This is a genomic window from Mesorhizobium sp. B3-1-6 (assembly GCF_006439555.1).
Lineage (GTDB): Bacteria > Pseudomonadota > Alphaproteobacteria > Rhizobiales > Rhizobiaceae > Mesorhizobium.
The window spans coordinates 38,473-59,250 of record NZ_VFTM01000022.1; the positions used below are offsets into that span (position 1 = coordinate 38,473).

The window sequence follows — 20,778 nt, forward strand, 5'->3', positions numbered from 1 at the left end:
ACGGCCGCGGTAATGTGGGACCATGGGGGCAAAAAATATGCCTCAAGGTCTTTTTTGATGCATGAGGCGTGCCGGAACCGCTCACACTTCCTGGCGACATGCATTAGGGCGTGACAAAGCGGCAAAATGCCTGTATGTGCCCGCCCGAACCGGAAGAACGATCTTTCGGACCCGTCAACAAGTGCGGTGTAGCCGTCCCTGCCCGATGTTCCCCGATACAATTTGGGGACTGGGGGCATAGCCGAGCGGTCATTGGAACTGCAAGGCGAGCGTTGGACGCTCTGACTGTCGGAAGAACAAGAAGTGGATATTTGAGATGGATCTCATCCGTCAGCTCGAGGCCGAACAGGCCGCCAAGATCGAAGCCAAGCGCAAGCTGCCAGAATTCCAGCCGGGCGACACCGTGCGCGTCCAGGTGCGCGTCACCGAAGGCACCCGCACCCGCGTCCAGGCCTATGAGGGCGTCGTCATCGCCCGCGCCGGCTCGGGCTTCCAGGAGAATTTCACCGTTCGCAAGATTTCCTACGGCGAAGGCGTCGAGCGCGTTTTCCCGGTCTACTCGCCGATGGTCGAGGGCGTCGAGATCGTGCGCCGCGGCAAGGTGCGCCGCGCCAAGCTCTATTACCTGCGCGACCGTCGCGGCAAGTCGGCTCGCATTTCGGAAAACACCGGCGTGCGCGCCCGCAAGCTGAACGACGAAGAGCGTGATGCTTTGGCCGCCGAGCGCGCCCGCATCGAGGCCGAGAAGGTCGCGGCCGCCCAGGCGCTGGCCGCCGAGACGGCCGCCAAGGAAGCCGCCGAGAAGAAGGCCGCCGCTGAGGCTGCTTCGGCCGAGGCCGCCTCCGCCGAATAAGGTTTCGTCGAAACAGGTTTTGGAAAGGCGGCTTCGGCCGCCTTTTTCATTTTCACCGAGCCGTGATCGCCAGCCGCAGGAAAGTCGCCTCGCCATCGTTGACAACAAATTATCTTGTACACTAAATAATCGCATACAAATCAAATGGAGACAAAAAATGTCGGCACTTTACAGCACCCAGGCTCACGTCACCGGCGGCCGCAACGGTCACGGCGAGACGAGCGACGGCCTGCTCAAGGTCGATCTGGCGATGCCGAACGAACTCGGCGGCAAGGGCGGCGCCACCAATCCCGAACAGCTTTTCGCCGTCGGCTATGCCGCCTGCTTCGAGAGCGCGGTGCGCTTCGTCGCACGCCAGCAGAACCTGCCGCTTGAGGACGCTTCGGTCACCTCCACGGTGAGCCTCTATCCGAACGACCAGGGCGGCTTCAGGCTCGGCGTTTCACTGGCGGCCGAGATCAAGGGACTTGATCAGGCGGGCGCAGAGGCGCTTGTATCCGAAGCGCACAAGATCTGCCCCTATTCCAATGCCATCCGGGGCAATATCGACGTGGCGCTCTCGGCAAAGGCTGCATGACGACGAAAACCGAAATCATGACAAAGCAAGCTCCGGCGCAGGGCGTCGGGGCGCTCGAGGTGCCGCGCCTCGACCAGCAGCTCTGCTTCGCGCTCTATTCGGCAAGCGGGCTGATGACGAAGCTTTACCGGCCGCTGCTCGATCCGCTCGGCCTCACCTATCCGCAATATCTGGCGATGCTGGCCCTGTGGCGGCATTCGCCGAGCACGATCGGCGAGCTCGGCGCAGCACTTGGCCTCGATTCGGCGACGCTGACGCCGTTGATCAAGCGGATGGAAGCCGGCGGCCTCGTCACCCGCCAGCGCGATAGCGCCGACGAACGCCGGGTGCTGGTCGAGCCGACAGCGAAGGGTCAGGCGCTGCGGGCGAAGATGAAGGGCGTGCAGGAGGGACTGAGCTGCGGCATGCCGCTGGAGCGAGCCGAACTCAAAGCCCTGCACGGCACGCTGACGCGACTGGTCGCCGGATTGCGCGAAGCCACGGCCGATCAGGACTGAACGCCGCTAAGGCTGTCCTCGAAACCATCCCCGAAGAGCATCGGATGCGTGTTGGCCGGCCTGCTTCAGCGCGGACCGGCTTGCAAGGCGCATGCGGCTCTATCTCTTTGTTTTTACGCAATTCCGAACGGAAAACCGCTTCACACTTTTCCTGGAATTGCTCTAAAGTCGGCACCGGATTCTTCCTGGCCGCGAGATTGCAGCGCGGCCTGCACCTTCGGAGATTTGTCATGACCAAGTCGAAACTGCTGCTGGCCGCCATGGTGGCCTGGCTTCTCGCGCCTGTCGCGGCGCTCGCCGACAATCTGCCCGATCTCGGCGGCAAAAAAGTCGTGGTGGTGACGGAAAACGCCTATCCGCCGCTGCAGTTCATCGACAAGAAGACCGGCAAGCAAATCGGCTGGGAATATGACGCGATGGACGAGATCGCCAAGCGGCTGAACTTCAAGGTCGAGTATCAGAACACCTCCTGGGACGCGATGATCCAGGCTGTTTCCGACAACCAGTACAACATCGGCATGACCGGCATCACCATCAAGGACGACCGCAAGGAGAAGGTCGACTTTTCCGACCCCTATATGCGTTCGGAGCAATTCATGCTGGTGCGCGGCGATGAAAGCCGCTTCACCGACGCCAAGACCTTCGGCGCCTTCAAAGACGGGCTGATCGGCGCCCAGCCCGGCACCACGCCCTTCTACACCGCCGTCTACAGCGTGCTCGACGGCAACGAGCAGAACCCGCGCATCAAACTGTTCGAGACGTTCGGCGCGACCGTGCAGGCGCTGAAGACGGGCGACGTCGACGTCGTGCTCACCGACGGCACCGCCGGCCAGGGCTATGTCGATGCCTCCGAAGGCAAGCTGAAGCTGATCGGCGGGCCGCTCGGCACCGAGGATTTCGGCTTCATCTTCCCGAAGGGCTCGGACCTGGTGAAGCCTGTCAATGCCGCCATCGCGGCGCTCAAGGCGGACGGCACGTTCGACAAGCTCAACAAGAAATGGTTCCTCGATTACAAGATGGGGCAGTAGGCGCTGTTGTCGCGACGGCCGGCAAAGCTGCCAATCTCCCCCCTTGCGGGGGAGATGCCCGGCAGGGCAGAGGGGGGTGTGCAGGATCGCGACATTTCCGTTCTAAGCTTCTGCGAAGAGAATCCGGTCAGAGGCGGTGATCGCAACCAGTTGATAGGCCGGCGGGACAGCACCCCCCTCTGTCCTACCGGACATCTCCCCCACAAGGGGGGAGATCGGCAGCTCTTGCGAAGGCATCTATTCACCAGCGTTGGGAACTGATGCCACCCACATCATCCGCCAAATCCGAATTCCCCTGGTGGCTGGCCGCCGCCCTCGCCCTTGCTTTGGCCGCCGCCCTCGCCATTGCCTCCAGCGACCTCTATGCGCAAGTCTTCGCCACCGTCGCCAAGGGCATCGGCGTCACCATCTTCGTTACCGCGGTCGCATTCGCGCTGGCCTCCGCGCTTGGACTTGGCATTGCGTTAATGGCGCTGTCGGGGTCGCAATGGCTGCGGCAGATCGCGCGCTTCTATGTCGAGATCATCCGCGGCGTGCCGATCCTGGTGCTGTTGTTCTGGATCGCCTTTGCCGGCGCGCCGGCCTTGGTCGCCGCCTGGAATGCGCTGACTGCGCCGCTGCAGAGCGCCGGCCTGATCGGCGAACTGCTGGTGCGCGACGTGTCGCTGCTCTGGCGCGCCATCATGGCTTTGACCATCGGCTACTCGGCCTTCATCTCGGAAGTGTTCCGCGCCGGCATCCAGTCGGTCGAGAAGGGACAGATCGAAGCCGCGAAGGCGCTTGGGCTCAGCCGGGCGCAGCGCTTCCGGCTGATCGTGTTCCCGCAGGCGATCCGCATGATCCTGCCGCCGCTCGGCAACGATTTCGTCGCCATGGTCAAGGATTCCTCGCTGGTCTCGGTGCTCGGCGTCGCCGACATTACCCAGATCGGCAAGGTCTATGCCGCGGGCTCGTTCCGCTTCTTCGAGACCTATTCGATCGTCGCCTATATCTACCTCATCCTGACCGTCGGCCTGTCGCTGGCGCTGCGGACGCTGGAACAGCGGCTGCGCCGGCAGCATCAGGAATAGCGGGGGCACCAAAGTCGGTGCTACCTCTTTGTTTCCGACGCAATTCCGGACGGAAAACCGGTTCCCACTTTTCCTGGAATTGCTCTACCTTGGTCACATGCATCCGGCGGAGGAGACGTCCCATGAATTTCGACAAGGCCAATGCGGCGCTGGACTCCGTCTATTCGGCCGACTCGCCGGAAGGACTCGGAAAGGCCTATGCCGACTGGGCTGCGACCTATGACAGCGAGACCGCCTCGCTCGGCTATCTCCTGCCTTTCCTGATCACCGCCTGGGTGGCGCGGCACGTGCCGGCGGGCGAAGGTCCGCTGCTCGACGCCGGCTGCGGCACGGGCCTGTCGGGGCCGTCGCTCAAGGCTCTGGGCTATGGCGACATCGCCGGGCTCGACCTCTCCGACGACATGCTGAAGATCGCCGGCAGCCGCCAGGCCAATGGCAAGCCGGCCTATGGCGAGCTGAAGAAGGCGATGCTTGGCGGTCCGCTGCCTTGGCCCGACCGGCATTTCCGAGCCTTCTTCTCGACCGGCGTCTTCACCATCGGTCATGCCCCTGCCTCCGGCCTGCACGAACTGGTGCGCATCACCAAAAGCGGCGGCCACGCCATCTTCACCGTGCGCGACCAGGTTTTCGAGAGCGGCGGTTTTCAAACGGTGTTCGACGAGCTGACCCAGGCGAAGAGATGGCGGCTCGTAGAGCAAAGCCCGTGGTTCCGCTGCTACGCGATCGGCGACCCGGAAGCGCTGGTGAAGACATTCGTGTTCGAGGTGGTTTGAGCCGTGAGCTCGCCGATCTTGGCTCCCTTCCTCTCCCTCCGGAGGGGGGAGAGGTGGCGCTGCGAAGCAGCGACGGAGCGGAGGACGGCGGTGCTCAAATGCGCCGTCGCTAATAACTCGCCACCGGCCCCTATAAAGCCGAGGCATTGCTCGGTTTGAAATAACAATGGCCGAGCCAAGTCGACCCCCACTCCGTTTAGCTTCGCTCGCCACCTCTCCCCCGATCGGCGGGCAGGGGAATCGCATATGGCGTTTTTGGGGTTGAGTTTAGGCTGAGAAAGGATTCTTTGGAGAGGCAGTTGAGCGAAGGAGCGACTGCCATTTCCTGTCTTGAGAGCTACTTTGGCGCGGTGCCTGATCCCCGCGCGCCCAACGCCACGCACCGGCTTGGCGACCTGATCGTGATGATGATCGCGGCAAGCCTGTGCGGTGCCAGTAATGCGACGGAATTTGCCTTGTTCGCACAGGAGCGCAAGCAAGCGCTGTCGCGGCTGATCGACTATGACGCAGCTCCCGGCCACGACACTTTCTCGCGGCTGCTGCGCCTGCTCGACCCGGAGGCCTTCGGTCGCGCTTTTGCCGCCTTTGCCGCCGCTTTCGCCCGAGCCAGCCGAGAGACGCCCGAGGTGGTATCGCTTGACGGCAAGGCTTTGCGGCGGGCCTACGAGAAGGGCTTGGCAGCCAGTCCGCCGTTGACGGTGTCGGCCTTCGCGGCCGAGACCCGGCTGTGCCTGGCGGCAGTCTCGCCGAGTGATGGTGAGAACGAAGTCGAGGCCGCGCTCAAAGTCGTCGAACTCATTGATCTTACGGGCAGATTGGTCACCGCCGACGCGCTCCACTGTCATACCCGAATGGCTGCGGCCATTACCCAAAGAGGTGGCGATTACCTGCTTGCGCTGAAGGGCAACCGGCGTCATTGGCTGCGCCGCGCCAACTTGAAACTGGCCGACGCGACCCCTTCCATTGCCGAGCGGACCGAGACCAGCCACGGCCGCAACGAATGGCGGCAAGCCGAGATCGTGGCGGCGGCCGAGCCGCTGATGCCTGGCCACCTGGCCTTCATCCGCATCACCAGCCGACGCGATCAGGCCAAGCCGTTGATGCGCCTGTTCATGGCCTCCACGCTCATGTCGCCTCAGCAGGCGCTCGACCTCACTAGAGCTCATTGGCAGATCGAGAACGGCCTGCATTGGATGCTCGATGTCCATCTTGATGAGGATCTCAGCCGTGCCCGCAAGGACAATGCTCCCGCCAACACAGCCCTTCTCAATCGCCTCGCTAGAAACATCCTTCAGGCCGCCGATGCTGCCAAAGTCCCCATCAGCCATCGCATCAAGAAATGCGCCTGGAACGACGACTATCTCATCAATGCGATCACTCATATGCGATAGCCCCCGATCGGCGGGGGAGAGGAAGGGCGCGCGCTCGCCGACCTTGGCGCTCTGCCTTTGCCCTCCGAAGGTGTGGGAATGTGAGGGCGAGGAACCAGGCCCCGCGCGCAATTGCCGAAAAGCCAAAACATTGCTATCTACGCCGCCATGGAAAAGCTTTTCAGCGATCCGGCCTACAAGGGCTTCGTGCTGCAGGACAGAAAGCGCCTGCCGTCGCGATTTGCCGCGCGGGTCTGCGGCGCGCTCACCTGCCGACTTCGCCGGGCCGGCTGATCGAAGTCGCTTGCCGGCCGAAGCCACGCCAGCTTTTCCTATTCTCATATCGACGGATTTACGCACATGAGCGCACCGCGCACCCTCTACGACAAGATCTTCGACGACCACACGGTCGACCGTCAGGACGACGGCACCTGCCTGCTCTATATCGACCGCCACCTCGTCCACGAAGTCACCAGTCCGCAGGCCTTCGAGGGCCTGCGCATGAGTGGCCGCAAGGTCCGCCATCCGGAAAAGACGCTGGCCGTGGTCGACCATAACGTGCCGACCTCGCCCGAGCGCAAGTTCGGCATCAAGAACGAGGAAAGCCGCATCCAGGTCGAGGCGCTGGCCAAGAACGCCAAGGATTTCGGCATCGAATATTATTCCGAGAACGATATCCGCCAGGGCATCGTCCACATCATCGGGCCGGAACAGGGTTTTACCCTGCCGGGCATGACCATCGTCTGCGGCGATAGCCACACTTCGACCCATGGCGCTTTCGGCGCGCTGGCGCATGGCATCGGCACGTCGGAAGTCGAGCATGTGCTGGCCACCCAGACGCTGATCCAGCGCAAGGCCCGGAATATGCTGGTGCGCGTCGACGGCCAGTTGCCGGAAGGCGTCACCGCCAAGGACATCATCCTTGCCATCATCGGCGAGATCGGCACCGCCGGCGGCACCGGCTACGTCATCGAATATGCGGGCGAAGCGATCCGCTCGCTGTCGATGGAAGGCCGCATGACGATCTGCAACATGTCGATCGAGGGCGGCGCGCGGGCAGGCCTGATCGCGCCGGACGAGACGACCTTTGCCTATGTGAAGGACAAGCCGCGCGCGCCGAAGGGCGCCGCCTGGGATGCCGCGCTCGCCTATTGGAAGACGCTGCAGTCCGACGAGGGCGCGCATTTCGACAAGGTCGTGGTGCTCGACGCGCAGAAACTGCCGCCGATCGTCTCCTGGGGCTCCTCGCCCGAGGACGTCGTCTCGGTGCAGGGAATCGTGCCCAATCCGCAAGAGATCGCGGACGAGAACAAGCGCACGTCGAAGATCCGCGCGCTCGACTATATGGGGCTGACGCCGGGGACCAAGATCACCGACATAGCGCTCGACCGCGTCTTCATCGGCTCCTGCACCAACGGCCGCATCGAGGACCTGCGCGCCGCCGCCAAGGTGGTCGAGGGCAGAAAAGTCAACCCGCGCGTCAACGCCATGATCGTGCCGGGCTCCGGCCTGGTCAAGGAACAGGCGGAAGCCGAGGGCCTCGACAAGATCTTCCTTGCCGCCGGCTTCGACTGGCGCGAGCCGGGCTGCTCGATGTGCCTGGCCATGAACGACGACCGGCTGAAGCCGCATGAACGCTGCGCCTCGACCTCGAACCGCAATTTCGAGGGCCGGCAGGGCTTCAAGGGCCGCACCCACCTGGTGTCGCCGGCCATGGCGGCGGCCGCCGCGATCGCCGGCCACTTTGTCGACATCCGCGACTGGAAGTAACAGCCGGCTGCGTCTCTCAACAAAGGCCCGGACAGGCCGTCCGGGCCTTTTGCTTTCAGCGCTCTATCTGCGAATGATCTCGTGAAACTCCTCGCGCCGGCCGGGCTCGTCGGTGGCGACGACCAAGGCCAACTGCCGCTCGTCGAAAATCCTGAACCACTCGTCCCACTCCACGAGCTCGTAGCCGCCGCTGTTGATCGAACGCTCCGGTCGGTCGGTGTCTTCATAGGCCTGCTGCCCAAAAACCAGCCGCAGCATGGGCTGCGTTCCCGCCTCGGGGGAGATGTCGACGATGGCCGGGAAACCGGCGCGCGCCGCCGCCCAGGAGCGGATTTCATCGTGGTTCGTCAAAGTGATCGTGCCGGCCATCTCGATCGTCTCCCGTCTGGCGTCTCCTGCCTGGCCGGACAACGCCGCTCCGGCAGGCCGGTTCCGTGTGGCATGCGATGTGCTCGTCGGGGGCTTAACCGCTTGTTTGGGCTTAGGTCCTAGTATCTCCCCCTGGGTAAGTTGGGGAAAGTCGCAGTCCTTTGGACACCGGTCTGCTCATAGCGCTGCTCAATCCGACGATAGCGCTGGCGCTTGGCGCCGCGTTCCTCGTGCTGTTTTCCTATCAGCGCCATCGCCCGTATCTGGCCGCGCTCGGCGCGAGCTATTGCCTGTCGGCGCCGGGTTTCCTGCTGCAGTATTTCACGCTTCCGATCGGCGTGGCGCTGACCAAGCTGGCTTCCAACATCTGCTTCACGATCGCGGCCTGCTGCCTCTCCAGCGCGATCGTCGCGCGCTACGGGCGGCGCGTGCCCTATGTCGGCATCGGTATCGTGACCGGAGGCGGGCTTGCCGCTTTCATCTGGTTCATGTTCGTCGAGCCGGACCTCACCTGGCGCGTGCTCGTCATGAATTTCGGCTTTGGCGCGCTCAGCCTGCTGGTCGCCGCGGAACTGAGAACGGTGCGCAACAACGGTCCGACCGAGAAAATCCTGTTCGCGCTGTCGCTGCTTTCCGGGCTGAACTTCATCGCCCGCACGCTGATCGTCGTCATCGCGCATGGACCGTTCCCCGGCTATGACGGCTTCTACGGCTCGTCCTACTGGACGACGGCGCTGCTTTCGCACGCGCTGTTGTCGCTGCTGATCGCGCTTAGCCTGTTCACGGCCGCGGCGCTCGACGTGATGAGGGCGCTGAAGGCCGAGACGCATACCGATCCGCTCTCGGGCATCCTCAACCGCCGCGGCTTCGAGGAGCGGGCAACCGTGTTGCTCGACCAGTGCGGCAAGGCCGGCTTTCCCGTCGCCCTGGTGCTTGCCGATCTCGATCACTTCAAGGCGCTGAACGACCAACATGGGCATGAGGCCGGCGACCGGGTGATCGCCGATTTCGCCGCCAAGCTGCGTTCCGCCACCGGCGCGCGCGGGGCCGCCGGCCGCATCGGCGGCGAAGAGTTCGCCGTGCTTTTGCCGCTCAGCGACCTGGGGGCGGCAAGGCTCTTCGCCGAAGCGATCCGCGCTTTCTATTCGGCCGGCGCGATCGACGGGCTGCCGCCCGGCATCAGGGTGACCGCCAGCTTCGGCGTCGCCGCCCGCTCCGGCAGGGAAGGCCTGGCGCCGCTGATGCGGCGCGCCGACGAGGCGCTCTACAAGGCCAAGAAGAACGGCCGCGACAGCGTGCGGCTTTCCTATGAGAGACCCGAGACCGCCTTCGCTGCCGAGCCGCTCGCCGTCGGCTGATACATAAAGGCCCGGCGCAACCCCCTGCTTGGTCCAGAAGGCGATCGCAACGTTCGCGATTGCCCGAAGCTCCTGCAACTTCGTCATCCTCGGGTTTGACCCGAGCGCCGACTTCAGCCTGATGATCAACCTTCTCGTCGCCGGGCTGCCGGCGGCGGCATTCATGGCGGTTGTCGTCTATGACACCGGACGCGTGTCAGGCGCGCTGCGGCGGCGCCAAACGCCGACGATCTTCAACGGCAAGGGCTGAGATTGGGCATCTCGCCGTCGGAAAGCCCGTACATATAGGAGCGGCCCTTCACCAGCACCGGCGGCTGGTAGCAGCCGGGCGCGCCCGCCTCGTCCGCATCGTCATAGACGACATCCGGCTGGCCGGCGCCGGTGTATTCGGAAAGTTTTTTCGCGAGCTTGCCTTCGCCGACAATGATGCGCTTGTAGCCGGCGGCGCTGTCGATGACGAGATTGCCGAAGGAATCGGCATAGACGCGGTCGTGATGGCGCAAGCCGGCTTCGGCCGGCGCGGCGATTGCCATGACAAGCCCTGCCAGCGCCGCGGCCGCGAGGCTTGCCCGCACTGAATTCGAACGCATGTCGCTCTCCCTTGATCGGCGCGACAGATCGCGCCTGGAATCCGATTCGAATCGGAAATTAACTCTTTCTTAACCTTTGTTAAGAGGCGGGAGACCTTCGGCGCCGGTTCTTAAGGAACATGGTTAATTTTCGAGGGCCCGGCTTGCCAGGCAGCAGGGCGGTCGCAGTGCCGATCCGACTCCAGGTCACCTTGATCTTGCAACGTCGCGTGGCTACAGCGGTCCACCGTTTCACAGTAACGGCAAGCGGCTATCTCTTTGTTTCGACGCAATTCCGGACGGAAGGCCACGGCGAAGGCGCCGAACCCAACCGTTCACACTTTTCCCGGTATTGTTGTAGGGTGCCGCGCACGAAAGGGCAGCGTATGAGCTTTGGCCACACGGTTCGGGTCTCGATCATCATCCCGCTGCTTCTCGCGGCCGCGGCCTGCGTACCGCAGGACGGCGCGCCCAAGTCGGCCGATGCCGCACCGCCGCCGGCTTCGCCTGCGCCGAACCAGCAGCCCGCCGGGCCAGCGGCGACGTCGATACCTGCGACGCCCCCAGTGCCTGCGGCAGCGTCGGTCCCGACAGCGGCCAAGACGCCCGCACCGCCAACCAAGATCATCACCGATCTTACGACGCCGCGGTCCGGCATCGGCACGGCCACCTACAGGTGCGGCAATGGCGGCATGATCACCATCCAGAATCTGGGCAGCGCATTGCGCGTCATGCGGCCCGATGGCTCGGCCGAGGAGTTCGCCGCCTCGCCCGCCAACCAGAGCAGCCGCTACCAGGAAGCGGCGACGCATGACGCAATCGTGATCGACGGACGCGAGGCGCTGGTGATGAAGAGGGGATCCACCCCGCAGACTTGCAGAAGATAGCGCAGTTTGTTGCACTGCGGCGAACGCTGCGCCGGCTTCTAAACAGCCGCTAATCGATTGAAGCGCGCGGCCTCCAATTTGTCAGACTAAATGATGTTTCCAAAACGTTTTTCCGGCTTTGACGCGGTGCAAAAAGAGCATTAGAAACCGGCTGTCCGAAGCCATATATGAGGGCGGCAAACGCCGCATCGCGGCTCCAGGATGCCGATCTGGGGGAGCCATGAGCAAATCACCAGCCACCCGCGCAGTTGCCAGACGTGAACGGCCGCTCTCGCCGCATCTGACGATCTACCGGCCGCCGATCACGATGACGATGTCGATCATCCATCGCATCACCGGCGGCGCGCTCTATTTCGGGACGCTGCTGGTGGCGGCGTGGCTGATCGCAGCTTCGAGCTCGCAGGCCGCCTTCGACTGGGTCAACTGGGCCTTCGGCTCCTGGCTCGGCCGGCTGGTTCTGTTCGGCTACACCTGGGCGCTGATGCACCACATGCTGGGCGGGCTGCGCCACCTTGTCTGGGACACCGGCGCGGGACTGGAAAAACACACCGCGTCGAGGATCGCCTGGGCGACGCTCGCCGGTTCGATCGTGCTCACGCTGCTGATCTGGATCGCCGGCTACATGGCGCGGGGAGCTTTCTGATGAGCGCGAACAATTCAGACATGCGCACGCCGCTGGCGAGAGTCCGCGGCCTCGGTTCGGCCCGCGAAGGCACCGGGCATTTCTGGCGGCAGCGGCTGACCGCCATCGCCAACATTCCTTTGATCCTGTTCTTCGTCGGCTTCCTGATCGCGATCAACGGCCATGACTACGCGGATGTGCGGGCGGCGCTTGCGAACCCGTTCGTGGTGGTCATGCTCGGGCTGGTGCTGATCTCGCCGCTTTACCACATGCGCATCGGCATGCAGGTGATCATCGAGGATTACGTGCATGGCGAAGGCCTGAGGTTGGCGCTGATCGCGCTCAACACCTTCTTCTGCGTGGCAGTCGGCGTCGCTTCGCTGTTTGCCCTGCTCAAACTCGCATTCGGAGGCTGACGTCTTGGCCAACGCAAATACAGCCAACACGGCTTCCGCCTACACTTTTGTCGACCATAAATTCGACGTCGTGATCGTCGGCGCCGGCGGCGCCGGCCTGCGCGCCACGCTCGGCATGGCCGAGCAGGGGCTGCGCACCGCCTGCATCACCAAAGTGTTTCCGACGCGTTCGCACACGGTGGCCGCGCAAGGCGGCATCGCCGCCTCGCTGTCCAACATGGGTCCCGATTCCTGGCAGTGGCACATGTACGACACCGTCAAGGGCTCGGACTGGCTGGGCGATGTCGACGCCATGGAATATATGGTGCGCGAGGCGCCGGCCGCCGTCTACGAGCTCGAGCATTACGGCGTGCCGTTCTCGCGCACCGAGGAAGGCAAGATCTACCAGCGGCCGTTCGGCGGCCACATGATGAACTATGGCGACGGTCCGCCGGTGCAGCGCACCTGTGCTGCCGCCGACCGCACCGGCCACGCCATCCTGCATACGCTCTACGGCCAGTCGCTGAAGAACAACGCGCAGTTCTTCATCGAGTATTTCGCGCTCGACCTGATCATGGAGCCGGACGGCACCTGCACCGGCGTCGTCGCCTGGAACCTCGATGACGGCACCATCCACCGCTTCTCGGCCAAGATGGTGGTGCTGGCGACCGGCGGCTATGGGCGAGCCTATTTCTCCGCCACCTCGGCGCATACCTGCACCGGCGACGGCGGCGGCATGGCAGCCAGGGCCGGGCTGCCGCTGCAGGACATGGAGTTCGTGCAGTTCCATCCGACCGGCATCTACGGCGCCGGCTGCCTGATCACCGAGGGCGCGCGCGGCGAAGGCGGCTATCTCGTCAATTCCGAGGGCGAGCGCTTCATGGAGCGCTACGCGCCGTCTGCCAAGGACCTCGCCTCGCGCGACGTCGTCTCGCGCTGCATGACGCTGGAGATCCGCGAGGGCCGCGGCGTCGGCAAGAACAAGGACCACATCTTCCTGCATCTCGACCATCTCGATCCGGCCGTGCTGCACGAGCGGCTGCCGGGCATCTCGGAATCGGCCAAGATCTTTGCCGGCGTCGACCTCACCAAGGAGCCGATCCCGGTGCTGCCGACGGTCCACTACAATATGGGCGGCGTGCCGACCAATTACTGGGGCGAGGTGCTCAACCCGACGGCCGAGCATCCCGACCGCGTGTCGCCCGGCCTGATGGCCGTCGGCGAGGCCGGCTGCGCTTCGGTGCATGGTGCCAACCGGCTCGGCTCGAACTCGCTGATCGACCTCGTCGTGTTCGGCCGCGCGGCGGCCATCCGCGCCGGCCAGGTGATCGACCGCAAGTCGGCGATCCCATCGCCCAACGAAGCTTCGGTCGAAAAGATCATGGAGCGCTTCGACAGGCTGCGCCACGCCAACGGCTCGACGCCGACGGCGGTGCTGCGCGAGAGAATGCAGCGCGCCATGCAGGAAGACGCCGCCGTGTTCCGCACGCAGGAATCGCTCGAGAACGGCTGCAAGCGCATTTCGGAACTCTGGGGCGAGCTCAAGGACATCAAGGTCACCGACCGCTCGATGATCTGGAATTCCGACCTCGTCGAGACGCTGGAGCTGGAAAACCTGATGGCCAACGCCATCACCACAGTCTACGGCGCCGAGGCGCGCAAGGAGAGCCGGGGCGCGCACGCGCGTGAGGATTTCGACAAGCGCGACGACGCCAACTGGCGTAAGCATACGCTGGCTCATCTGAGCGAAGACGGCAAGGTGACGCTGACCTACCGGCCGGTGCACACCGAGCCGCTGCTGGCGGAAAAGGACGGCGGCATCAGCCTGGCCAAGATCGCGCCGAAGGCCAGGGTGTACTGACGCGGCAATGATAAAGCTGTCGAAATTACCCAACGGAACTTCAGTGTACGACTACACTGGTGTGAGAACGGAGTTTCGAGGCCCGACAGATGTCGCCGTCTACCTGGAAGAAATCCAAGGATTTCTTGGAGAATTCCTGGGCGAACAAGCGGGTGTTTTCCACGAAATCATCTCCGATAAAGTGCATCTTGATATACTCGTGTTTCCACCAAACGAGGTGAGGAATAACTGGACTCTTGTAACGAGCGGAATGAGCGATCTCCCGATGAATGTTCCGGGCAATCTCCACCCCCGCGAGGATTATGAACGAGCCGAACTGGTTTTCACGCTCCCGGCGTCATGGTTTGCTGCTGGGGAAAACGGAATGATCCCCGAAAACCAACTCGCTGACCCGAATAAATACTGGCCCATCCGCTTGATGAAGTCGCTCGCCCGGATGCCTCACGACTATGGAAGCTGGATATGGAGTTCGCATACTGTTGCGTCGCAAGACGGTCCGCCGGAGCCTTACGCCGAGAACACCAAAATGTCCGGCGTAATTCTTCTCCGTCCACCGAGTTGGCCCGACAAGAGAGATATCCTCCGCGCGGCCGATGGCACTAAGGTTAATTTCTTTGCCGTCGTCCCGCTACACGCAGATGAGATGACGCTGAAGTTGAATAAGGGTGTCGAGGCTCTGATTATTGCGCTCGACACCGCAGGTGTTTCCGATGTGTTGGATGCAGGCAGACCAAGCGCTGTCAAGCGGAAGCGCTACCTAGGGCTTTTCTGATGACAACTCCGCTAATCTTTGTGAACAACCTCGTCGACGTCAAGGTCGCCGCCGTGAACGAAATCTGGTCCGGGCTGAAGCTCGTCATCCGAAAGGACCGCAAGTAATGGTCGAACTCACGCTTCCCAGGAATTCGAAGGTCCAGCAAGGCAAGACCTGGCCGAAGCCGGAAGGCGCCACGAACCTGCGCGAATACCGCATCTACCGCTGGTCGCCGGACGACGACGAGAACCCGCGCATGGACACCTATTTCGTCGACATGGACGATTGCGGGCCGATGGTTCTCGACGCGCTGTTGTGGATCAAGAACAAGATCGACCCGACGCTGACCTTGCGCCGCTCCTGCCGCGAAGGCATCTGCGGTTCCTGCGCCATGAATATCGACGGCTCGAACACGCTGGCCTGCACCAAGGGCGCCGAGGACATTTCGGGCGCGGTGAAGGTCTATCCGCTGCCGCACATGGCTGTGATCAAGGACCTGGTGCCTGACCTCACCAATTTCTATGCCCAGCACGCTTCGATCCAGCCCTGGCTGCAGACGGTCTCGCCGACGCCCGCCAAGGAATGGCTGCAGAGCCACGAGGACCGCGAGAAGCTCGACGGGCTCTACGAGTGCATCCTGTGCGCTTGCTGCTCGACGTCGTGCCCGAGCTACTGGTGGAACGGCGATCGTTATCTCGGCCCGGCCACCCTATTGCAGGCCTATCGCTGGCTGATCGACAGCCGCGACGAGGCGACAGGCGAGCGGCTCGACAATCTGGAAGACCCGTTCCGGCTCTATCGCTGCCACACCATCATGAACTGCGCGCAGACCTGCCCGAAGGGACTCAATCCCGCCAAGGCGATCGCCGAGATCAAGAAGATGATGGTGGAGAGAAGGGTCTAGTCGGGCGAATTCGCTCGCGGTGCTTTGAAGGCAGCGATCCTTCGCGCCCCCCTCTGTCCTGCCGGACATCTCCCCCACAAGGGGGGAGATTGGCTGTCACCGCGGCTTTCGCCAATCGCTGCCGTCGAAGAATAAGCGCTGTTGACGAAGCTGCTGATCTCCCCCCTTGTGGGGGAGATGTCCGGCAGGACAGAGGGGGGCGCTGTCCCGCCGGCGCAAGAAAGGATTGCAGCCCATGACCGATCTTCCGACCCTGTCCCCCGTCGAAGCCCGTGTCCTCGGCTCGCTGATCGAGAAGAAGGAGCTGACGCCGGATGTCTATCCGCTGACGCTCAACGGCGCGCACCAGGCCGCCAACCAGAAGACGGCGCGCGAGCCGGTGATGGCGCTGGAATTGACCGAGGTGCGGCGGGCGCTGAGCACGCTCGAGCAGAAAGGGCTGGTGCGCCAGGCCTTCGCCTCGCGGGTCGAGCGCTACGAGCATCTGATGGCGCAGCGCTTTTCGCTGACCACGCCGCAGATCGCGGTGATCGGCCTCCTGCTGCTGCGCGGCGCGCAGACCGCGCATGAATTGCTGGCGCGCTCGGAGCGCATGGCGCGCTTTGCCTCGATCGAGGAGTTGCGCGACAATCTCGACCTGATGATCGGCCGCCGGCCGCCGCTGATCCAATTGCTCGAACGCGCGCCCGGGCAGCGCGAGGAGCGCTATGTTCATCTGCTGAGCGGGCCGGCGGAAGCGGCAGCGATGGCGGCGCCCTGGCAGGCGGCAGCGTCAGCTTCGGATAGCGATCTCGAAGCGCGCGTGAAGGCGCTCGAGGAAGAGGTCGCGGCATTGCGCACGAAGATCGACGCGCTGGGCGCCGGATAACAACCCGGCGTATCACCTCCTGTTGTAGATGCCGCTGGCCTCGCCCGTAGGGTCGACGAGCTGCAGTTCCCCTTCGTCCAATTGCCAGCTGAACGAAACCGGCTTCAGGTCTTCAGCGCCAAGTTTCCAGTTTCCGGTGAGGTCCGGCCGGCAGCCATTGAACGATTTGTAGGTTCCCGATCTCGGCGTAAGCACCAGCGTGGAACCGTCCACTCTTGCCGTGCCGGTCATAGACCTCAGCGACTGAACCTGACCGCAGCCTTCGACCAGTGAGGACTGAAACAGGCTGTATTCGGCACGACCGCCGACGCCGAATGTGAAGGTGATGCTGCCGCCGCTTCCCGGCGCGCAATCGCCGAGCGGGTCGCAATACTGGCCGGTTGCGGCCGCAAAACTCCACTGGCCTACGAGCGCCACCGGTATCGGGCCGCGATGCGAGCGGGTCGCCGGCCCGCTTCCCTGGCCGAAGCCGTCGGTGGCTGCCAAGGCCAACGATCCCGCCAGCGCAGCCAGGCCAACAAGCCTCGCCCGCCCCAAACGCGAAAGGCCGGTCAGCATCCTTTGCTCGCCACAAGCTGTTTCAGATAGGTGAGCCGGGTGGAGATGACCTGGTTGGCGATGGCCATCTTGCCGGCAGGCGCCATGCCGCCATATTTCTTTGCCGCTGGGCGCGCGCCTTGAGCCGCCGCATAGTTTGCCGTCAGTTGACGCAATTCCGCGCAGGACATGCCGGCATATTTGGCCTGCTCCTGCGGTGTGATGACACCCGCCTGCGACGCGGCCGCGGAATCGGCGGCCGCCATGGTGCCGAGGCCGATCGCCGCCGAAAGCGGGTTCAACCCGCCGCCGGCCATGGCGCCGACCGCGCCCATCGCAAGGCCGGCCCCCTGAGGGCTTGTGCAGCCGGCGAGAACGAAAAGGCCGACAAGCGACGATATCGGAAAGACAGGTCTCGCGGTCATGGCCGGCGCTCGCCAAGGCGAGGCGGCAGTTTCAGGTCGCGATGGTCGGCTGCGCCTTTGCCGAGCGCGAGAGACAAAAGGTAGACGCGAGGATTGAAGCCGGCTGACGACAAATGAGACAGCGTCTTGAACAGTTGCAGGTGATACATCGAACCCCCTTCGATCGTTTCCGAATGCGCTGCCGGCTTTGCCGAAGCGCGCCGCAAACTAGGCGAGGCCGGCGAGGGGCAGCTTGGACGAGGCGGCCCTTAAAGCGGCCAAAACGGCCCTGTATTGACGTTTCGGGAACCTCGGCGCATATCAGCGCGCCTCTGGAGCCGGTTCGTCCACAGCGGGAACCGGGCTCCAAAATTGGCGATGGTCCCGCGGGCCATCCGTCAGAGGCAGGGGGTGCCGATGACTGCGGCAAGGGGGCCGTCGGCTTCGTTCAGGCTGGTCACGGACATGGTCCCGGAGCGGGATCGTGTCGAGGTCATGCGCGAGGTCTATGGCCGCACGGTGCTGAAGGTCGATCTCGATCCGCTCGACCCGACGCATGTCGATATGCGGGTGCGCGCGCTGCCGGGGCTGGGCATCGCTACGGGCACCTGCTCGGCATTCCGGGTCTATCATTCGACGACGCTGATCGACAGCGACGATCTTGTCCTGCTCGCGGCACTGGACGGCGCAAGCGTGATGAAGCATCGCGGCCGTGAGGAGCCGGTCGGCGGCGGCCACGCGCTGATGATGAGCGGTGAAGAAGTCGGCCTCAACGTCATCCAGCCGGGCGGCATCCGCTTCGTCAATATGAGCTTTTCCCTCAAACAGCTTTCGCCGCTGATCGGCGATCCCGCGATCGCGCTGATGCGGCCGCTACCGACCGGCACCGGAGCGATGCGGCTGCTGATCGACTATGTCCATTCGGTCCAGGATGCGGGCGACGGGCTCAGCCCGGAAGAGCTGCATGTGGCGGCAACGCATATCTTCGATCTGGCGGCGCTTGCCATCGGCGGGACGAGGGACGCGGTGGAAATCGCGCGCGGGCGCGGCGTACGAGTGGCGCGGCTGCGTGCCATCAAGGCAGACATCATCGCCAGAGGCGGCGACCTTTCGGCCGAGGATGTCGCCAGGCGCCACCGGCTTTCCACGCGCTATGTGCGCAAGTTGTTCGAAAGCGACGGCACGTCTTTGTCGGAGTTCATGCTGCGCCAGCGGCTGCTGCACGCGCATCGCATGCTCTCCGACCCGCGCAACGCCGGGCGCAGCATCACCGCGATCGCGTTCGAGGCCGGCTTCAACGACCTCTCCTATTTCAACCGGGCGTTCCGGCGCCGCTATGACGCGACGCCGTCGGATGTCCGTGCCGCCGCTCTCAAGGGTTGACTGCCGAGGGCGACGCCGTTTCCCGTCTCACCCCAATTTCGCGTCCAACGACACCTTGATCGCGCCTAGCGCCTTCGACACCGGGCATTCGGCCTTGGCCTTCTCGGCCAGCTCCTTGAATTTCGCCGCGTCGATGCCCGGCACCTTGCCGACCAGGGTGATGGCGCTGCCGGTGATGCCGGTGCCGGGCACCAGCGTCACCACCGCCTTGGCGTCGAGCTCGGTGGCCGGGGTGCCGTTCTCGGCCAAAAAATGCGAAAGCTGCATGGCGTAGCAGCCGGCATGGGCGGCGGCGATCAGCTCTTCCGGATTGGTGCCGGACTTGCCGCTCTCGTCCTCGAAACGCGCCTTGAACGAATAGGGCGTGCCCTTCAAGGTGCCGCTCTGGGTGTCGAGCGTGCCCTTGCCCTCTTTCAGATTGCCTTTCCAGACGGCGTTTGCGGTGCGGTCCATGAAATTCCTCCTGGTCTGTCGGGGTTCTCGCCGGCAGGCGCCGGCGTTCCCTGTGACTATAGCGCGAGCGGGCCGGAAGACCATCCATGGCCTGGTATGATTGAGGTCGCGCGACGCGCTTCGAAATTCTCCAAAAAAGCGCGTGCAAAAATGTCGACTTCCCGTCTGCCCGACCGTCCTGCGGGCGGCCATTCGCGGCCGATGGAGGTTAGGATGGACAATCTGTTTCTTGCGATTTGGGGACGGCCGGGGCGAAAAGGCCGGCGACTCGAAGAGTTCTGGCTGGATCCGCCGGCGCCCGGCTTCGGCCGGCTGGCGGCGGCCATCGCCATCATCGGCGTCGCGGCGTGCCTGCTCGACCATGCGGCGACGGCAAGCAAGACCGACACCGTCGCCTCCTATAAATCATCAACGAAAGGAAGCTCGAAATGAAATATGTCCTGCTGGTCTATGGCGAGGAAAAGGACCTCTTCGCGCTTACCCCGCGGGAATCGGCCAAGCTCGATGCCGATTCGCTCGCCTATGACAGGGAGCTCGACCGGCAAGGTAAGCTGATCGTCGCGCAGGCGCTGCAACCGGTGAAGATGTCGAAGTCGCTCAGGCGGCGCCAAGGCAAACGGCTGGTGACCGACGGCCCCTTCGCCGAAACCAAGGAGCAGCTGCTGGGTTTCCTCATGGTCGAGGCGGCGGATCTCGACGAAGCGCTGGCGATCGCCGACCGCGTTCCGCTGGCCGAGTTCGGCACCGTCGAGGTCAGGGCGATCTACGACATACCGGGGTCATAAGCCTGGTATGGATCCGGCGCGGTTGGCGCTGTCCCTTGCGCGATCATATCTTCAGCGTTTCTTCACCTGTCGCAACCGTTGCGTGTTGAAGCAGGGCCGCGCTTCTCTTATTGTCGCCGCGATTTCGGGGGAATTCGGCATGCCTTTCCTGATCGCCATCCTCGGCCTGCTCGGAGCGGCCGCCATCTGGTGGTACCGGCTGAAATATATGAGCGACGCCGCGCGCGAGGTCGCCGATGTCGTCGGACGCGTCCAGGGCAACATCCGCCGCAACAAATTGCGCAACCAGGCCGCGCTCTCGCCGCTGACGGCGATCGACGATCCGGTGGTGGCGGCGGCGACGCTGATCACCGCGATCGTCTCGGAGCACGGCCCGGTCCTGCCGCAGCGCGAGGCGGTCATCCGCGAGGTGATCGCGCGGATCGCCGAGAATGCGAAGAAGACCGACGAGGCGGTCGTCTACGCCAAATGGGCGGCTTCTCAGATCGACGACACGACGCTCGTCATCGACAAGCTGGCGCCGTTCCTGCGCGAACGCCTCGATCCGCATGAGCGGGACGATCTGCTCAGGATGCTGGACCGGGTCGCGCAGGGCGGCGGGCAGAGCCTCAAGATCGCCGACCAGCGGATGCTGAGGTTGCGGCAGAAGCTGGGCTTCGAAGTGAACTAAAGCGCGTCGCGCTGAAGCGGA

The 20,778-nt window shown here is 63.9% G+C and carries 27 protein-coding genes and 1 pseudogene; 23 read left to right on the forward strand and 5 right to left on the reverse strand.

The window, feature by feature from the left end; all coding sequences use genetic code 11:
- Positions 1–316 precede the first annotated feature (316 nt).
- From rplS to leuC, 9 genes are all read left to right on the forward strand, one after another.
- Complete coding sequence (rplS, locus tag FJ414_RS19785; RefSeq protein ID WP_140646029.1) at positions 317–853, forward strand: 50S ribosomal protein L19; 537 nt, start codon at positions 317–319, stop codon at positions 851–853.
- A gap of 157 nt (positions 854–1,010) precedes the next feature.
- Positions 1,011–1,430, forward strand: a complete 420-nt coding sequence (locus FJ414_RS19790) for an organic hydroperoxide resistance protein (protein WP_140646030.1) — start codon at positions 1,011–1,013, stop codon at positions 1,428–1,430.
- Positions 1,431–1,447: 17 nt separating this feature from the next.
- Positions 1,448–1,927 carry a MarR family transcriptional regulator gene (locus FJ414_RS19795; protein WP_246672450.1) on the forward strand — a complete coding sequence of 160 codons (480 nt, stop codon included), beginning with the start codon at positions 1,448–1,450 and terminating at the stop codon, positions 1,925–1,927.
- 230 nt (positions 1,928–2,157) lie between these two features.
- Positions 2,158–2,955 (forward strand): transporter substrate-binding domain-containing protein, encoded by a 798-nt coding sequence (locus tag FJ414_RS19800; protein WP_140646032.1) that lies wholly within the window; start codon positions 2,158–2,160, stop codon positions 2,953–2,955.
- Positions 2,956–3,215: 260 nt separating this feature from the next.
- Positions 3,216–4,025: an amino acid ABC transporter permease gene (locus tag FJ414_RS19810; RefSeq protein ID WP_140646033.1), complete on the forward strand. Its 810-nt coding sequence runs from the start codon at positions 3,216–3,218 to the stop codon at positions 4,023–4,025.
- Between the two features lie 122 nt (positions 4,026–4,147).
- Positions 4,148–4,798: a class I SAM-dependent methyltransferase gene (locus tag FJ414_RS19815; protein ID WP_140646034.1), complete on the forward strand. Its 651-nt coding sequence runs from the start codon at positions 4,148–4,150 to the stop codon at positions 4,796–4,798.
- A gap of 299 nt (positions 4,799–5,097) precedes the next feature.
- The gene (locus FJ414_RS19820; protein ID WP_246672451.1) at positions 5,098–6,189 is read left to right on the forward strand and encodes an ISAs1 family transposase; all 1,092 of its coding nucleotides are present in this window, start codon (positions 5,098–5,100) and stop codon (positions 6,187–6,189) included.
- A 147-nt stretch (positions 6,190–6,336) separates the two neighbouring features.
- Complete coding sequence (locus FJ414_RS32010; protein WP_140646035.1) at positions 6,337–6,462, forward strand: hypothetical protein; 126 nt, start codon at positions 6,337–6,339, stop codon at positions 6,460–6,462.
- Positions 6,463–6,528: 66 nt separating this feature from the next.
- The gene (gene leuC / locus FJ414_RS19830; protein WP_140646036.1) at positions 6,529–7,938 is read left to right on the forward strand and encodes a 3-isopropylmalate dehydratase large subunit; all 1,410 of its coding nucleotides are present in this window, start codon (positions 6,529–6,531) and stop codon (positions 7,936–7,938) included.
- Between the two features lie 63 nt (positions 7,939–8,001).
- Here the strand turns inward: leuC and FJ414_RS19835 are convergent, their stop codons facing one another.
- Positions 8,002–8,307 (reverse strand): hypothetical protein, encoded by a 306-nt coding sequence (locus FJ414_RS19835; protein ID WP_140646037.1) that lies wholly within the window; start codon positions 8,305–8,307, stop codon positions 8,002–8,004.
- Between the two features lie 161 nt (positions 8,308–8,468).
- Here FJ414_RS19835 and FJ414_RS19840 point away from each other — a divergent pair, with 161 nt between their 5' ends.
- Complete coding sequence (locus tag FJ414_RS19840; RefSeq protein WP_140646038.1) at positions 8,469–9,665, forward strand: GGDEF domain-containing protein; 1,197 nt, start codon at positions 8,469–8,471, stop codon at positions 9,663–9,665.
- Between the two features lie 28 nt (positions 9,666–9,693).
- Positions 9,694–9,915 (forward strand): hypothetical protein, encoded by a 222-nt coding sequence (locus FJ414_RS19845; protein WP_140646039.1) that lies wholly within the window; start codon positions 9,694–9,696, stop codon positions 9,913–9,915.
- Here the strand turns inward: FJ414_RS19845 and FJ414_RS19850 are convergent.
- A complete protein-coding gene (locus tag FJ414_RS19850; protein ID WP_140646040.1) occupies positions 9,899–10,255 on the reverse strand; it encodes a hypothetical protein in 357 nt (118 codons plus the stop codon). The genes FJ414_RS19845 and FJ414_RS19850 overlap by 17 nt on opposite strands.
- Before the next feature lie 365 nt (positions 10,256–10,620).
- On the opposite strand from FJ414_RS19850, the gene FJ414_RS19855 reads away from it, so the two are divergent.
- The 8 genes and pseudogenes from FJ414_RS19855 to FJ414_RS19895 all read left to right on the forward strand — a co-directional run bounded on the left by FJ414_RS19855 (position 10,621) and on the right by FJ414_RS19895 (position 16,525).
- Complete coding sequence (locus FJ414_RS19855) at positions 10,621–11,121, forward strand: hypothetical protein (protein ID WP_140646041.1); 501 nt, start codon at positions 10,621–10,623, stop codon at positions 11,119–11,121.
- A gap of 220 nt (positions 11,122–11,341) precedes the next feature.
- Positions 11,342–11,764, forward strand: a complete 423-nt coding sequence (gene sdhC, locus FJ414_RS19860) for a succinate dehydrogenase, cytochrome b556 subunit (RefSeq protein ID WP_140646042.1) — start codon at positions 11,342–11,344, stop codon at positions 11,762–11,764.
- Entirely contained in the window at positions 11,764–12,159 is a 396-nt protein-coding gene (sdhD, locus tag FJ414_RS19865) for a succinate dehydrogenase, hydrophobic membrane anchor protein (protein WP_140646043.1), read from the forward strand. Before sdhC ends, sdhD begins: the two co-directional genes overlap by 1 nt.
- Positions 12,160–12,163: 4 nt before the next feature.
- Positions 12,164–13,999: a succinate dehydrogenase flavoprotein subunit gene (gene sdhA / locus FJ414_RS19870; RefSeq protein WP_140646044.1), complete on the forward strand. Its 1,836-nt coding sequence runs from the start codon at positions 12,164–12,166 to the stop codon at positions 13,997–13,999.
- Positions 14,000–14,006: 7 nt separating this feature from the next.
- Positions 14,007–14,771 (forward strand): suppressor of fused domain protein, encoded by a 765-nt coding sequence (locus FJ414_RS19875; RefSeq protein ID WP_140646045.1) that lies wholly within the window; start codon positions 14,007–14,009, stop codon positions 14,769–14,771.
- A gap of 26 nt (positions 14,772–14,797) precedes the next feature.
- Positions 14,798–14,878 (forward strand): annotated as a pseudogene (locus FJ414_RS32115) (DUF3052 domain-containing protein); the annotation flags it as partial.
- Positions 14,878–15,657 carry a succinate dehydrogenase iron-sulfur subunit gene (locus FJ414_RS19885; protein ID WP_140646046.1) on the forward strand — a complete coding sequence of 260 codons (780 nt, stop codon included), beginning with the start codon at positions 14,878–14,880 and terminating at the stop codon, positions 15,655–15,657. The pseudogene FJ414_RS32115 and the gene FJ414_RS19885, both read left to right, overlap by 1 nt.
- A gap of 235 nt (positions 15,658–15,892) precedes the next feature.
- The gene (locus tag FJ414_RS19895) at positions 15,893–16,525 is read left to right on the forward strand and encodes a DUF480 domain-containing protein (protein WP_140646047.1); all 633 of its coding nucleotides are present in this window, start codon (positions 15,893–15,895) and stop codon (positions 16,523–16,525) included.
- Between the two features lie 12 nt (positions 16,526–16,537).
- Here FJ414_RS19895 and FJ414_RS19900 read toward each other — a convergent pair whose 3' ends face one another.
- Positions 16,538–17,083 (reverse strand): hypothetical protein, encoded by a 546-nt coding sequence (locus FJ414_RS19900; protein ID WP_140646048.1) that lies wholly within the window; start codon positions 17,081–17,083, stop codon positions 16,538–16,540.
- Complete coding sequence (locus FJ414_RS19905) at positions 17,077–17,487, reverse strand: hypothetical protein (protein WP_140646049.1); 411 nt, start codon at positions 17,485–17,487, stop codon at positions 17,077–17,079. The genes FJ414_RS19900 and FJ414_RS19905 overlap by 7 nt, the downstream gene beginning before the upstream one ends.
- A 396-nt stretch (positions 17,488–17,883) precedes the next feature.
- Here FJ414_RS19905 and FJ414_RS19915 point away from each other — a divergent pair, with 396 nt between their 5' ends.
- A complete protein-coding gene (locus FJ414_RS19915) occupies positions 17,884–18,849 on the forward strand; it encodes an AraC family transcriptional regulator (RefSeq protein ID WP_140646051.1) in 966 nt (321 codons plus the stop codon).
- A gap of 27 nt (positions 18,850–18,876) precedes the next feature.
- Here FJ414_RS19915 and FJ414_RS19920 read toward each other — a convergent pair whose 3' ends face one another.
- A complete protein-coding gene (locus tag FJ414_RS19920) occupies positions 18,877–19,302 on the reverse strand; it encodes an OsmC family protein (RefSeq protein WP_140646052.1) in 426 nt (141 codons plus the stop codon).
- Between the two features lie 213 nt (positions 19,303–19,515).
- Here FJ414_RS19920 and FJ414_RS19925 point away from each other — a divergent pair, with 213 nt between their 5' ends.
- The 3 genes from FJ414_RS19925 (at position 19,516) to FJ414_RS19935 (ending at position 20,757) form a co-directional block, all read left to right on the forward strand.
- Positions 19,516–19,734, forward strand: coding sequence for a hypothetical protein (locus FJ414_RS19925; RefSeq protein ID WP_140646053.1), 219 nt, complete (start codon positions 19,516–19,518; stop codon positions 19,732–19,734).
- A complete protein-coding gene (locus FJ414_RS19930) occupies positions 19,731–20,087 on the forward strand; it encodes a YciI family protein (RefSeq protein WP_140646054.1) in 357 nt (118 codons plus the stop codon). Before FJ414_RS19925 ends, FJ414_RS19930 begins: the two co-directional genes overlap by 4 nt.
- Before the next feature lie 139 nt (positions 20,088–20,226).
- Positions 20,227–20,757 carry a hypothetical protein gene (locus FJ414_RS19935; RefSeq protein WP_140646055.1) on the forward strand — a complete coding sequence of 177 codons (531 nt, stop codon included), beginning with the start codon at positions 20,227–20,229 and terminating at the stop codon, positions 20,755–20,757.
- The last annotated feature ends 21 nt before the right edge of the window (positions 20,758–20,778 follow it).

What these genes read in the sequence shown, in the direction of transcription:
- rplS (WP_140646029.1), top strand. Translation starts at nt 317, where the DNA reads ATGGATCTCATCCGTCAGCTCGAGGCCGAACAGGCCGCCAAGATCGAA.
- FJ414_RS19790 (WP_140646030.1), top strand. Translation starts at nt 1,011, where the DNA reads ATGTCGGCACTTTACAGCACCCAGGCTCACGTCACCGGCGGCCGCAAC.
- FJ414_RS19795 (WP_246672450.1), top strand. Translation starts at nt 1,448, where the DNA reads ATGACAAAGCAAGCTCCGGCGCAGGGCGTCGGGGCGCTCGAGGTGCCG.
- FJ414_RS19800 (WP_140646032.1), top strand. Translation starts at nt 2,158, where the DNA reads ATGACCAAGTCGAAACTGCTGCTGGCCGCCATGGTGGCCTGGCTTCTC.
- FJ414_RS19810 (WP_140646033.1), top strand. Translation starts at nt 3,216, where the DNA reads ATGCCACCCACATCATCCGCCAAATCCGAATTCCCCTGGTGGCTGGCC.
- FJ414_RS19815 (WP_140646034.1), top strand. Translation starts at nt 4,148, where the DNA reads ATGAATTTCGACAAGGCCAATGCGGCGCTGGACTCCGTCTATTCGGCC.
- FJ414_RS32010 (WP_140646035.1), top strand. Translation starts at nt 6,337, where the DNA reads ATGGAAAAGCTTTTCAGCGATCCGGCCTACAAGGGCTTCGTGCTGCAG.
- leuC (WP_140646036.1), top strand. Translation starts at nt 6,529, where the DNA reads ATGAGCGCACCGCGCACCCTCTACGACAAGATCTTCGACGACCACACG.
- FJ414_RS19835 (WP_140646037.1), bottom strand. Translation starts at nt 8,307, where the DNA reads ATGGCCGGCACGATCACTTTGACGAACCACGATGAAATCCGCTCCTGG.
- FJ414_RS19850 (WP_140646040.1), bottom strand. Translation starts at nt 10,255, where the DNA reads ATGCGTTCGAATTCAGTGCGGGCAAGCCTCGCGGCCGCGGCGCTGGCA.
- FJ414_RS19855 (WP_140646041.1), top strand. Translation starts at nt 10,621, where the DNA reads ATGAGCTTTGGCCACACGGTTCGGGTCTCGATCATCATCCCGCTGCTT.
- sdhC (WP_140646042.1), top strand. Translation starts at nt 11,342, where the DNA reads ATGAGCAAATCACCAGCCACCCGCGCAGTTGCCAGACGTGAACGGCCG.
- sdhD (WP_140646043.1), top strand. Translation starts at nt 11,764, where the DNA reads ATGAGCGCGAACAATTCAGACATGCGCACGCCGCTGGCGAGAGTCCGC.
- FJ414_RS19875 (WP_140646045.1), top strand. Translation starts at nt 14,007, where the DNA reads ATGATAAAGCTGTCGAAATTACCCAACGGAACTTCAGTGTACGACTAC.
- FJ414_RS19885 (WP_140646046.1), top strand. Translation starts at nt 14,878, where the DNA reads ATGGTCGAACTCACGCTTCCCAGGAATTCGAAGGTCCAGCAAGGCAAG.
- FJ414_RS19895 (WP_140646047.1), top strand. Translation starts at nt 15,893, where the DNA reads ATGACCGATCTTCCGACCCTGTCCCCCGTCGAAGCCCGTGTCCTCGGC.
- FJ414_RS19900 (WP_140646048.1), bottom strand. Translation starts at nt 17,083, where the DNA reads ATGCTGACCGGCCTTTCGCGTTTGGGGCGGGCGAGGCTTGTTGGCCTG.
- FJ414_RS19905 (WP_140646049.1), bottom strand. Translation starts at nt 17,487, where the DNA reads ATGACCGCGAGACCTGTCTTTCCGATATCGTCGCTTGTCGGCCTTTTC.
- FJ414_RS19915 (WP_140646051.1), top strand. Translation starts at nt 17,884, where the DNA reads ATGACTGCGGCAAGGGGGCCGTCGGCTTCGTTCAGGCTGGTCACGGAC.
- FJ414_RS19920 (WP_140646052.1), bottom strand. Translation starts at nt 19,302, where the DNA reads ATGGACCGCACCGCAAACGCCGTCTGGAAAGGCAATCTGAAAGAGGGC.
- FJ414_RS19925 (WP_140646053.1), top strand. Translation starts at nt 19,516, where the DNA reads ATGGACAATCTGTTTCTTGCGATTTGGGGACGGCCGGGGCGAAAAGGC.
- FJ414_RS19930 (WP_140646054.1), top strand. Translation starts at nt 19,731, where the DNA reads ATGAAATATGTCCTGCTGGTCTATGGCGAGGAAAAGGACCTCTTCGCG.
- FJ414_RS19935 (WP_140646055.1), top strand. Translation starts at nt 20,227, where the DNA reads ATGCCTTTCCTGATCGCCATCCTCGGCCTGCTCGGAGCGGCCGCCATC.